At 41.4% G+C, this 12469-nt stretch carries 13 protein-coding genes; all 13 read right to left on the reverse strand.

The window, feature by feature from the left end; translation table 11 throughout:
- Positions 1-275: 275 nt before the first annotated feature.
- Entirely contained in the window at positions 276-2069 is a 1794-nt protein-coding gene (locus tag PSH41_RS18725; RefSeq protein ID WP_273589920.1) for a choice-of-anchor I family protein, read from the reverse strand.
- Between the two features lie 159 nt (positions 2070-2228).
- Entirely contained in the window at positions 2229-2834 is a 606-nt protein-coding gene (locus PSH41_RS18730) for a DUF1240 domain-containing protein (protein WP_273589921.1), read from the reverse strand.
- Positions 2831-3748, reverse strand: coding sequence for a hypothetical protein (locus PSH41_RS18735; protein WP_273589922.1), 918 nt, complete (start codon positions 3746-3748; stop codon positions 2831-2833). The genes PSH41_RS18730 and PSH41_RS18735 overlap by 4 nt, the downstream gene beginning before the upstream one ends.
- A gap of 120 nt (positions 3749-3868) precedes the next feature.
- Complete coding sequence (gene glmU / locus PSH41_RS18740; protein ID WP_273589923.1) at positions 3869-5227, reverse strand: bifunctional UDP-N-acetylglucosamine diphosphorylase/glucosamine-1-phosphate N-acetyltransferase GlmU; 1359 nt, start codon at positions 5225-5227, stop codon at positions 3869-3871.
- A 248-nt stretch (positions 5228-5475) separates the two neighbouring features.
- A complete protein-coding gene (locus PSH41_RS18745; RefSeq protein WP_004588077.1) occupies positions 5476-5898 on the reverse strand; it encodes a F0F1 ATP synthase subunit epsilon in 423 nt (140 codons plus the stop codon).
- Between the two features lie 13 nt (positions 5899-5911).
- A complete protein-coding gene (atpD, locus tag PSH41_RS18750) occupies positions 5912-7297 on the reverse strand; it encodes a F0F1 ATP synthase subunit beta (protein ID WP_004588076.1) in 1386 nt (461 codons plus the stop codon).
- A 33-nt stretch (positions 7298-7330) separates the two neighbouring features.
- Positions 7331-8191, reverse strand: coding sequence for a F0F1 ATP synthase subunit gamma (atpG, locus tag PSH41_RS18755; RefSeq protein ID WP_004588075.1), 861 nt, complete (start codon positions 8189-8191; stop codon positions 7331-7333).
- Positions 8192-8251: 60 nt separating this feature from the next.
- Positions 8252-9793: a F0F1 ATP synthase subunit alpha gene (atpA, locus tag PSH41_RS18760; protein ID WP_004588074.1), complete on the reverse strand. Its 1542-nt coding sequence runs from the start codon at positions 9791-9793 to the stop codon at positions 8252-8254.
- Between the two features lie 14 nt (positions 9794-9807).
- Positions 9808-10341, reverse strand: coding sequence for a F0F1 ATP synthase subunit delta (gene atpH, locus PSH41_RS18765; RefSeq protein WP_004588073.1), 534 nt, complete (start codon positions 10339-10341; stop codon positions 9808-9810).
- Between the two features lie 16 nt (positions 10342-10357).
- The gene (gene atpF, locus PSH41_RS18770) at positions 10358-10828 is read right to left on the reverse strand and encodes a F0F1 ATP synthase subunit B (RefSeq protein ID WP_004588072.1); all 471 of its coding nucleotides are present in this window, start codon (positions 10826-10828) and stop codon (positions 10358-10360) included.
- Between the two features lie 42 nt (positions 10829-10870).
- Positions 10871-11104, reverse strand: coding sequence for a F0F1 ATP synthase subunit C (atpE, locus tag PSH41_RS18775; protein ID WP_004588071.1), 234 nt, complete (start codon positions 11102-11104; stop codon positions 10871-10873).
- A 51-nt stretch (positions 11105-11155) separates the two neighbouring features.
- Positions 11156-12013, reverse strand: a complete 858-nt coding sequence (atpB, locus tag PSH41_RS18780; RefSeq protein ID WP_004588070.1) for a F0F1 ATP synthase subunit A — start codon at positions 12011-12013, stop codon at positions 11156-11158.
- Between the two features lie 15 nt (positions 12014-12028).
- Entirely contained in the window at positions 12029-12409 is a 381-nt protein-coding gene (locus PSH41_RS18785; RefSeq protein ID WP_024032126.1) for an ATP synthase subunit I, read from the reverse strand.
- Positions 12410-12469: the final 60 nt, after the last annotated feature.

A 12469-nucleotide genomic window follows, 5' to 3' on the forward strand; every position in this document is an offset into this window, starting at 1 on the left:
GAAGTTTTACTTAACTCTCTAAGCCGTTGTGCCTTGCTATGCTTCAGCGTTTCCCGTCTCAGTGGGGTCGCATTATAGGGAGATTCGAGCGGGGGTCAATGTTTTATTTCAGCTTTTTGACAAATAAATGAATTTAGTATAAAACGCATACAAACAAAGGCCTACGGGCTGATTTTAGATTAAAAAACGCGCATGTTAAGTCGCTATTTTACAGCTAATATTTGCGCGTTAGAAAAAGCAGTACATTTAGTAATCGCTGTACTGCTTTGTTGGTTTTAATTTGCTGCAATTTGCCATACAGCTATAGAACCTGAGATCTCATTACCGATTATAAGCAGTGGCTCGCCTGTCGCACTTTGTTCGGCAGTTACAAACACCATGCCTTCGGGTGCAAGGTCGCCGGTTATATCTGCCCCTTCTATTACACCACGGTTATAAAAGTAATCTTCAAATTGCACATCGTAAGGGTTGGTAATATCGTAAACCATAATCCCGCCCATGCGCTCAAGACCTATAAAGGCAAAAGTGCGTTCGTCTATCGTACCTATTGTTAGCGCTTCGGGTTCTGCGCCTTTATCATCTGAGCGTGTGTCACCTTCGTTTTCATCTTCATTGTTATTAAAGGCTTCACCATGAACCGATGCGGTAATACGACCTATGTCATCGCCTGAGTCAAATACCACCAGCCCATTACTGTCCCAAATAGTAAATGAGCGTGCACCATAGGCATAAAGCGATTCGTATTGACCGTCGTCATTCGTATCACCTTTTACAGTGTTTACCTTCAAGCGGCCTATATCGTCATCGTCGTTATTTAAGTAGTCAAAATTAGCTGCAAGCGTTAAATCTTCAACGCGGCTTTCATCTATATAGGCAAGACAGCCATCATCTTCATCGTAATCTAGGCCGCCCTTTGCTGTGCAGTCTGCTTCATCTGTTACATCAAAGAAGTACTCGCGTGCATCACCTTCATTTGCCGATACTATAAAGTTTGCGCCTTTCCAGCTAAAGCTTGAAATTGTATCTGGCTGATACATACCATAAAGCCCTGGGTACGATTTAAAATTAACACCGCCGTCTTTATCTGATGCATCTATTTGTAAATTTGACCAGTCTTTAAAGCCTAGCGATTTTAGCTCTACGCTATTATCTTCTAGGTTAATAATAGCGAGACCGTTATTTTCTTGAATTGATACGTAGGCATATTTGTTATCTTTAGAAATGCTGACGTACTCAGGCTCTAAATCCATAGCTACTGTCGTATTTATTACATTTCCGTTAATAGTGCGCCCTGTAGGGTTAGCAAACACAAATCCATCAGACTCAAGTTCAGCTTGCTGACTATTGTAATTAGTAAAGTCAATATTAGTTGCCGTATCAGCTACTACACCTTCTACTATATTAATTATGCTTACAGAGCCTTCTGGGTCGATACTGTAATCGCCATTAGGTTCACCTTCATTGGCTACAACTATTTTTGTACCGTCGTGGTTAAAAGTCACCATGTCTGGTAAAAAGCCTGCTGGTACATTTTTTATGAATGCGGGTGCATCGCCGCTTATGTCGTAAAATGCAATTTGTCCCGCTTCGCCCACATTTTTAGCAGCCATAGCCACAGCTAGTATTTGGTTGTTTTCATCTATTGCTATGCTGTTGGCATCGCCAGGGGTGTTGTCGTTTAAGGTAAGGGTACTAGTTGATGTTAGGTTAGTTGCACTCACTATCCCTTCGTTATCTTGAACAAGGGCCGCCGTATCAAAGGTGTCGGCGGGTATAATATTAACAACGGCTTCATCACCAGAGCTGTTAATGGCGTAAATCCACTTTTTAGATGCTTGATATGCGACTATTTCGGCTGCACCTTCGGGGCTTTGGGCATTAAGTACAGCGCGGCCTACTAAACTTATATTTAACGCAGAGTTTGCATTGGTGCCGTTAGTACCATTTTGACCCGCTGTGCCTTGCTCCCCTTGGATACCTTGCGTGCCGTCTTGGCCGTCATCTCCATCTAGTGAGCAACCCGTTAATACTGATATGAGTGAAAGTGCTATAAGTGACCTTTTTAACATTGTTATTTTCCTTAGTGTGGTATTGAACAAAATAACAACACAAAGGTATGACAAAGCTATGGCACTTCTATTTTCATTAGATTTCGGCAATAAAAAAGCGAGTGTTAAACTCGCTTGCAGCTAAGGATTAGCTTATTACCCATGAAATCATCTTTGTAGCTAAAAGCTATTTATATTCTCATTACGCCTTTTTCGAGTTTCTTTTATAAACTCTTTTAGCTCATTAACAGAAGGCTCAATACCTTGCTGATTTTTCTTCTCAAACCAATCGACTATATCACTGATTATGACAGAGCCATCTTGTAAGCATAACTCATCGTTTTTTAACCATACATCAGGAGCACGGAATGAAGGTGCTGTATACCAACTACAAAAACTATAGCCACGCTTTTCTATGCTTGATTCTATATAGGTATTAAATGGTATAATTCCAATAGCCAAAAATAAACAAGCGTAAATACCGCTTTGAATGGCTCGTTTTATAGATAACTTAAAACTAAATTTAAACAAAAATTGAATTGCTGCCATAGCAAAATAAAACCAAAATGGAATTAAGGATATTAGCAAAACTTTGCCACTGCTTTCTTTAAAATAAAACGGGTCTTCACTACTCATAAAAAGTAATTTATATTCATAATAAAAATTAATACCAATCAGGTAAATAATTACTAAAATAATCAACAACAATAGAATTTTAGAAAAAATTTCATTCTTGCGAGCCTCTTCGTATTGGGGCTCTAATTCTTTCCAAATTAAGAACTTCACTTGCGAGGAGCCTCATTAAAAATAGGTATGGAAAAAAATCTCTTCATAAAATCAACAGGGCTTTCTTTATAAGAGTCCTCTAATTGCTGTATTTGATTATTAATTATAACTTTTTTATCTATAATATTTTTTTCAGCGATTCGAAGGCTTTTAATAACATAATCCACGTATGCTGTAGTATCTGAAAAAAACCAAGCAAATAGAAATCCTACGGATACAACGATAATTAAAGGAGCTATAGCGATACCTGCAATTAAAGTCCCACCCATGGCGATTATAGCTGAGCTTGTAGCAATAGCGGCACCAACTACTGCCATGTCGACCGCAACACCTGCCACTAAGTCATGCCATGTTTTTTGATCGTTTAAGAAATAGTCTGTGGCATGAAATGTGACTGAAATTACTAGAGTGAGTACAAACCCACCCTTCATCGCTTTTGCAGCTTCTAATTTACCGACACCGATAGTAAAAAGTTTGGGGTTGCTTGCTAAATAACGAGTACCCGTTAAATGAGCGCTGATACCAGGGTAAGAAGTCATTATAATAGCGGGGGAACCATTATAAACTTTAATTTTAAACTTACCGAAAACATTACCTTGGCGCTGCATTGCAGCCGCTATAATGGCTAATGCCTTCACATCATTAAATAAAGGATAGAGTCCACCTCCAGTCTTTAATGAATCTTTAATTCGTTTCCATTTACTTGATAGTGAATTGTGCTCTTCCAGTAACTCATCAAGCCAATCAACCACTTCTGAACGAGATTTACCTTGCTTCATCTTTACAGAAATAATGTAGTCTACAAACTCTGCTGAGTTCATTTGGATAAGAGTGTGATTATTACCTGATAGTATGTTTTTGATTTGATTTTGGCGCTGCCTTTCGGCGACAGCACGACGAGCATATGCAGACATAAGACTTCCTTGAGTGTAATTTTTAATCCGTTAACTATAAGTTTAAATAACAGTCAAAATTTAAGCAATAAAAAGCGAGTGTTAAACTCGCTGTAATTATTTAATAAGTAATGATCGTTGCTATTTTTTAACTGGGCGTTTCCAGCCCGTTAAATTACGCTGTTTAGAGCGTGCTATTGCAAGCTGCTCATCTTCAACGGTACTGGTGATCACAGAGCCTGCTCCTATTGTTGCTGTTGTACCAATATTTACAGGAGCAACAAGTGATGAGTTAGAACCAATAAAGGCGTTATCACCAATAATGGTTTTTGCTTTATTAACTCCATCGTAGTTACAGGTAATAGTACCTGCGCCTATATTCACTTTTTCGCCAATTTCAGCATCGCCTAAGTAACTTAAGTGGTTTGCTTTAGAACCTTTACCTAAGCGGGTTTTTTTCATCTCTACAAAATTACCAATGTGCGAGTCTTCTTCCATAACCGCACCAGGGCGCAGGCGAGCATATGGGCCTAGCGTACATTTAGCCGCTACGCTTGCATCTTCAATTAGGGTATTCGCTTTTATTACAACGTTATCGCCTATGGTACAGTTTTTAAGTACGCAGTTAGGGCCAATTTGTACGTTATTGCCTAGGGTTACATTACCTTCAAAAATAACGTTTATATCAATTAATACGTCTTCGCCTGTTTTAACATTGCCACGTACATCAATACGAGCAGGGTCGGCTAGGGTGGCACCATTTAACATTAACTCTTCTGCTTGCCATGCTTGATAAGCACGCTCTAGGCCTGCAAGTTGTACGCGGTTGTTTGCGCCTTCAACTTCCATTGCATGATCGGGCTGTGCTGAGGTGATTTCTACACCTTCACTGTGCGCCATAGCAACGATATCTGTAAGGTAGTATTCACCCTGCGCATTATTGTTAGATAGATTGCCTAACCATGTTTTTAAAAGCTTGCCGTTAACCGCCATAATGCCGGTGTTTACTTCGCTGATAAGTAGCTGCTCAGCGCTTGCATCTTTTTGCTCAATAATACCTACAAGCTTGCCATCTTCTCGTAGCATACGGCCATAGCCATTTGGGTTAACCAAGTTAACTGTTAATACCGCCAAACCATTTTTAGGTGTTGCAGCTAGTAAGCGCTCAAGTGTTGATTGCTTTGTAAGAGGTACATCACCATATAAAACAAGTACAGTGTCGTCATCATTAATATGAGGGTTTGCTTGTGCTACTGCGTGGCCAGTACCAAGTTGTTCTGCTTGCAGTACCCAGTTTACGTCGTTATCGGCAAGTTGTTGTTGTAATAGTTCGCCGCCGTGCCCGTAAACTAAGTTAGTGGTGGTTGCACCAAGTGCCTTTGCGTTATCTATAACATGCTGCACCATTGGTTTACCTGCAACGTTGTGCAGAACTTTAGGTAGAGCAGAGCGCATACGAGTACCTTTACCCGCAGCAAGAATTACTGTTGTTAGAGCCATTAAAACAATTTCCTTTTTCCGTTGTTTTAGTGAGGAGTTAATGAAAGTAGCTTAACTAGATTACGCATGTCACTCCATGTATACATACTCAGCCGTATTATAAAAAATAATGGCTGAATCTATCATAAACAAACTATTCATAATAATTACACTTATTGTAACCAGCTTTGCTAACCGATATAAGTGTAAAGCCAAATTACAGGCACAAAAAAGCCCACATAACGTGGGCTTTTAAAAACCGGATAGGCTTACTTTTTACGTAATTGCTGAATTACGCGAAGTTGTGCAATAGCTTCTGCTAGTTGCATAGCTGCTTTTTGATAATCAAATTCAGCAGCTGACGCATTAGCCATTTGGCTTTCTGCGTCACGCTTAGCTTGCTCTGCGGCTTGCTCGTCTAGGTCTTCACCACGAACAGCTGTATCAGCAAGTACGGTTACTATGTTCGGTTGAACTTCTAGTGTACCGCCAGCAATATAGATCAGTTCTTCTTCACCATGTTGCTTAACTAAACGTACCATACCAGGTTTAAGGGCAGTTAGTAGTGGGGCGTGACCGGCATTAACACCAAGCTCACCTTCACTACCAGATACTTGAATCGATTCAACTAGACCAGAGAACAAGCTCTGCTCTGCGCTTACTACGTCAAGATGTACAGTCATAGCTGCCATACTACCCTCCTAATTACATGCTTTTAGCTTTTTCTTGAGCTTCTTCGATAGAGCCAACCATGTAGAACGCTTGCTCTGGAAGGTCATCAAATTCACCGCTTAGAATGCCTTTAAAGCCAGCAATTGTGTCTTTTAGTGAAACGTATTTACCTGGCGCACCTGTAAATACCTCTGCCACGAAGAATGGCTGAGATAGGAAACGCTGGATTTTACGTGCACGAGATACAAGTTGCTTATCTTCGTCAGAAAGCTCGTCCATACCTAGGATAGCAATGATGTCTTTAAGTTCTTTGTAACGCTGAAGAACTGTTTGAACGCCACGTGCTGTATCGTAGTGCTCTTGACCAATTACTAATGGGTCAAGTTGACGTGAAGATGAATCAAGTGGGTCTACCGCTGGGTAGATACCAAGTGATGCGATATCACGTGAAAGTACTACTGTTGCATCTAAGTGAGCAAAGGTAGTTGCTGGAGATGGATCCGTTAAATCATCCGCAGGTACGTATACCGCTTGGATTGATGTAATTGAACCTGTCTTCGTTGAAGCGATACGCTCTTGAAGTACACCCATCTCTTCAGCAAGTGTAGGCTGGTAACCTACCGCTGATGGCATACGACCAAGAAGTGCAGATACTTCTGTACCAGCAAGTGTGTAACGGTAGATGTTATCTACGAAGAAAAGTACATCGCGACCTTCGTCACGGAACTTCTCAGCCATAGTAAGACCAGTTAACGCTACGCGTAAACGGTTACCAGGAGGCTCGTTCATCTGACCGTATACAAGCGATACTTTATCAAGTACGTTTGAATCGTTCATCTCATGGTAGAAATCGTTACCCTCACGAGTACGCTCACCAACACCTGCGAATACTGAGTAGCCGCTGTGCTCGATTGCGATGTTACGGATAAGTTCCATCATGTTTACGGTTTTACCTACACCGGCACCACCGAATAAACCAACTTTACCACCTTTAGCAAATGGACATACAAGGTCGATTACCTTGATACCAGTTTCTAAAAGTTCTACTGAACTTGATTGCTCTTCGTATGAAGGCGCTGCACGGTGAATAGACATACGGTCTTCTTCGCCGATTGGGCCAGCTTCATCGATTGGCTCACCAAGTACGTTCATGATACGACCAAGCGTTGCTTTACCAACTGGAACTTGAATCGCTTCACCTGTATTTTCTACCGCTGCACCACGACGTAAACCGTCAGTAGTACCTAGTGCGATAGTACGAACAACACCGCCACCTAGCTGTTGTTGAACTTCTAAAGTCAAACCAGCTAAATCGCCATCTGTTACTTTTAGCGCGTCATATACGGCTGGCACGTTGTCTTGAGAAAACTCAATATCCACAACGGCACCGATAATTTGGACGACCTTACCTAAACTCATGTCTATTCCTCTCGTTAATCTTTGCCTGAAGCATTAAACTGCGGCTGAACCAGAAACAATCTCACTAATTTCTTGTGTGATTGCCGCTTGGCGGGCCTTGTTATAAACAAGCTGTAACTCATCCATAAGGTCGCCGGCATTATCTGTTGCAGCTTTCATTGCAACCATACGGGCAGCCTGTTCAGAGGCAGCGTTCTCAACCACACCTTGGTATACCTGAGACTCAACAAAGCGTACAAGCAAAGACTCTAATATAGCGTCTGGGCCTGGCTCGTATAAGTAGTCCCATGTGTGGGCAGATACTTCTTCTTCAGCTTTTGGCAAAGGGAGTAACTGGTCAATTGTTGGTTCTTGCTTCATGGTATTAACAAAGTTGTTATATACCAGGAATAAACGGTCAATTTTACCTTCTGAGAATGCATCTAGCATAATTTTTACAGGACCAATTACGTCTTGTACTGAAGGCTTATCTCCAAGGCCTGCTTTTTTAGCAAGCACTTGACCGCCAAAACGTTGAAAGAAGCTAGCAGCTTTGCTACCTAAAGTTGCAAACTCAGCGTCCACACCTTTTTCTTTCCACGCTTTAATGTCTAATGCAACTTTTTTAAACTCATTTGAGTTTAAGCCACCACATAGACCACGGTCTGTAGAGATAACAATATAACCAACTCGTTTTACTTCACGTTCTTCTAAGAACGGGTGAGTAAAATCAAGATTTGCTTGAGCAACACGACCAATTACTTTGCGTAATTTGTCAGCGTATGGACGGCTTGAAGCCACTCGTTCTTGCGCCTTTTTCATTTTAGACGCAGCAACCATTTCCATTGCGCTAGTGATCTTTTGAGTATTTTTAATACTCCCGATCTTGCTTTTAATCTCTTTTCCGCTGGCCATGACTCTCTCTCCGAATCAAGGTGTGCTTTAGTAAACTAAAGCGCACCATTAATAACTAAATTACCAAGTTTGCGTAGACTTGAACTTCTCAAGAAGTTCTTTAAGCTGCGCTTCGATCTCGGCGTTGTAGTTACCAGTTTCATTGATTTGAGCCACAAGCTCTGCGTATGTGCTACTTGCATAAGAAAGTAAAGCTGCTTCGAAATCCATAATTTTAGAGATTTCGATATCTTTAAGATAACCTTTCTCAGCTGCAAATAACGACAAAGACATTTCAGCAACAGACATTGGTGCGTACTGTTTCTGCTTCATTAGCTCTGTTACACGCTCACCATGCTCAAGTTGAGCACGAGTTGCATCATCAAGGTCAGACGCGAACTGCGAGAACGCAGCTAATTCACGGTACTGAGCTAGGGCTAGACGGATACCGCCACCTAGTTTCTTAACGATTTTAGTTTGTGCAGCACCACCAACACGCGATACCGAGATACCAGCATTTACTGCCGGACGGATACCTGAGTTGAATAAGTCAGTTTCTAAGAAGATCTGACCATCGGTGATAGAGATAACGTTTGTCGGTACGAACGCAGAAACGTCGCCGCCTTGAGTTTCAATGATTGGCAATGCCGTCAATGAACCAGTTTGTCCTTTCACTTCACCGTTAGTGAACTTTTCAACGTAATCAGCGTTTACACGCGATGCACGCTCTAAAAGACGCGAGTGAAGGTAGAATACGTCACCTGGGTATGCTTCACGACCTGGTGGACGCTTAAGTAGTAATGAGATTTGACGGTAAGCAACAGCTTGCTTAGATAAATCATCATATACGATTAATGCGTTTTCACCACGGTCACGGAAGTATTCACCCATAGTACAGCCCGAGAACGGTGCTAAGTACTGAAGTGCCGCAGACTCAGAAGCAGATGCTACAACTACGATAGTATTTGCAAGTGCACCGTGCTCTTCTAATTTACGTACTACGTTAGCAATAGTAGATGCTTTTTGGCCAACCGCTACGTACACACACTTAACGCCTGTGTTCTTTTGGTTGATGATTGCATCGATTGCTAGTGCAGTTTTACCTGTTTGGCGGTCACCGATTACAAGCTCACGCTGACCACGACCAACTGGAATCATCGCATCAATAGATTTGTAACCAGTTTGAACTGGCTCATCTACAGATTGACGCTCGATTACACCTGGTGCAATTTTTTCTACAGGTTCAAAACCGTCGTTATCTAAAGCGCCTTTACCGTCGATAGGAGCACCTAGTGTGTTTACAACACGACCAAGTAAGCCAGCACCAACAGGAACTTCTAAGATACGACCAGTTGTGTATACTTTTACGCCTTCAGTAAGGTCAGCGTAAGGACCCATAACTACTGCACCAATTGAGTCACGCTCAAGGTTTAGTGCGATAGCATAACGGTTGCCTGGAAGCTCAATCATCTCACCTTGCATACAGTCAGCTAGACCGTGGATGCGGATGATACCGTCAGTAACAGATACGATAGTACCTTCGTTACGAGCTTCACTTACAACTTCGAACTGCTCAATACGTTGTTTGATCAGATCTGAAATTTCAGTGGAATTAAGTTGCATGCTCTTTTTCCCAATTACGATTGTAGTGTTGTGGCTAAGCGGTTTAATTTACCGCGTACTGAGCCGTCGATTACAGTGTCACCCGCCTTAATAATAAGGCCGCCAACAACTGCAGCGTCTTCACTACAATTCAGCTTAACTTTGCGTGCGAAACGTTTTTCAAGTGTCGCTACCAATGACTCTTGCTGCGCTGCAGCAAGAGGGGTTGCCGAAATCACATCTACGTCGATTTCTTTGTCATACTCTGCTTTAAACGCAGCGAATAACTGAGCAACTTCAGGCAGTGCAATCAAACGTCCATTTTCAGCCATCACCTTAACTAGGTTCTGACCTTGTTCGTTGAGCTGCTCAGCACATAAGTTAATAAATAACTCAGCTTGTGCAGTAGCAGTAGGCAATCCAGCTAGAATGGCTGATGCTTGTTCATTGCTGGCAACTTCGCCTGCAAAAAACAACATGTCATTCCAGCTTTCAATTGTGCCTTTTTCAACGGCAAGTTCAAAAGCCGCTTTAGCGTATGGGCGAGCGATAGTAGTCAATTCAGACATGCTCATACCCTCCTAATTACAGCTCAGCGACAAGTTTTTCAACGATGTCACTATGTGCGGCTTGATTGATTTCACGCTCTAAAATTCTTTCAGCGCCAACCACTGCCAGAGTTGCTACTTGCTTACGTAGCTCTTCTGTTACACGGTTACGCTCTGATTCAATTTCAGAGTGCCCTTGAGCAATAATTTTTTCACGCTCTTCTTGTCCACGAACAGTTTCTTCGTCAACAATAAGCACGGCACGCTTTTTAGCTTGTTCAATGATATCAGCCGCTTGAGCTTTTGCATCTTTAAGCTGTTCTGCAGCTTTTTGTTGCGCAAGTTCTAAGTCTTTTTCGGCTCTATCAGAGGCAGCTAAACCATCTTCAATTTTCTTCTGGCGAGACTCAATTGCATCATTAAGTGGTGGCCATACATATTTCATACAAAATAGTACAAACACCGTAAACGCAATTAATTCACCGATAAGAGTGGCTGTTATGTTCACGACCGCTCCTCCTTAAAATAGTAAGCTGTTCAAAAAATAAAATTAAAGTACGAACAGGATTACCATTGCGATACCAACACCGATCATTGCTACCGCATCGATTAGACCAGCTAGGATGAACATCTTAACTTGTAATGAAGGTGCAAGTTCAGGCTGACGCGCACATGCTTCTAGGAATTTACCACCCATGTTACCGAAGCCGATAGCAGTACCGATTGCACCGAAGCCGATAAGTAAAGCAACTGCGATGTACTTAAGACCTAATACTAGTTCCATTTTTTTCTCCAAAGTTTCAATTGTTAAAGTTAAATATAAAAAGTGTATAAATTAGTGATTGTCTGAACTTGCCATGCTTAGGTAAACAATGGTTAGCATCATAAATACGAATGCTTGTAACACGATTACTAAGATATGGAATACAGCCCAAACAAAGTGCAACGGAAGTTGCATTAAACCAACTGCGCCGATAAGTATGAATATCAATTCACCAGCGTATAAGTTACCGAATAAACGCAGTGCTAACGAGAAAGGCTTAGACACTAGAGCGATTGTTTCTAGTAATAAATTACAAGGAATTAAGAAAATCATAGCCACTTTGCTATTAGAGCTAAACGGGTGAAGTGTAAGCTCTTTAATGAAGCCACCAACCCCTTTAATTTTAATAGAGTAACCAATCATCAGAATAAACACACCCAGTGCTAACGCAGCGGTTAAGTTTATGTCTGTGGTAGGTACAATTTTCATGTAAACGTCGTGTGAGTCCATGCCAAAGGCTTGTTCACCAACAAAACCAGCAAGTGCAGGTAAGAAATCAACTGGGATTAAATCCATTAAGTTCATTAAGAACACCCAAACAAAAATTGTTAAGGCTAATGGAGCAATTAATTTGCTTTTACCGTGGTAAGTGTCACGTACGTTGTCTCCAACGAACTCAACAATCATTTCAATAAAACATTGAAATTTACCCGGTACTCCGGTGTGAGCTTTCTTTGCGGCGCTTCGGAAGGTCCATAAAAATAATAGACCAAGTCCGATTGACCATGCGAGGGTATCTATATTCCATGTCCAGAAACCACTGTCTGCACACGCTTTGTTGAAGGCAAGACCTGAGTCGGTCATACACATCTTAGCGTTTGTTAAGTGATGCTGGATATGGCTTGATATAGTAACTTCTTCTGCAGCCATGTTATATCCCAAAAGTTAATGTTTAAAAAAAACGGGTGCAAACAATCCAGTAAAGAGCACAAATACGTAAACACAAAAAAACGGCACTAAAACGACCGTGGTTGACTTGAGTATCAGTGCAAACAATACGATTGTTAGCATAAATTTTAATCCGTTACCGCGTTTTAACGAGGTATACGCTTGATTTGCTTTGCTTGCACCCATATATCTGAATGCATAAAGAGCAAATACTAGGTGGGGAAGTATTGCTACGCTGCTACCAGCAAGTGCTGATACGCTGGCGTTTACTCCCCAACCAACAAAAATAATTACTGCAGCTACAAGTGCTACGATACCCTGAAGACAAATTAATTTAAATGCGGCAAGCCTATAAGGTCTTGCTAACTTATTAGTCACGTTTAGTTAACCTTTATGGCGTTCTAATTGTTAGGGTGTGAAAACTGGCGAAATTATACT

Origin of the sequence: Pseudoalteromonas sp. CST2, from assembly GCF_028599385.1 — a bacterium.
In the GTDB taxonomy this organism is placed as follows: Bacteria; Pseudomonadota; Gammaproteobacteria; order Enterobacterales; family Alteromonadaceae; genus Pseudoalteromonas; species Pseudoalteromonas atlantica.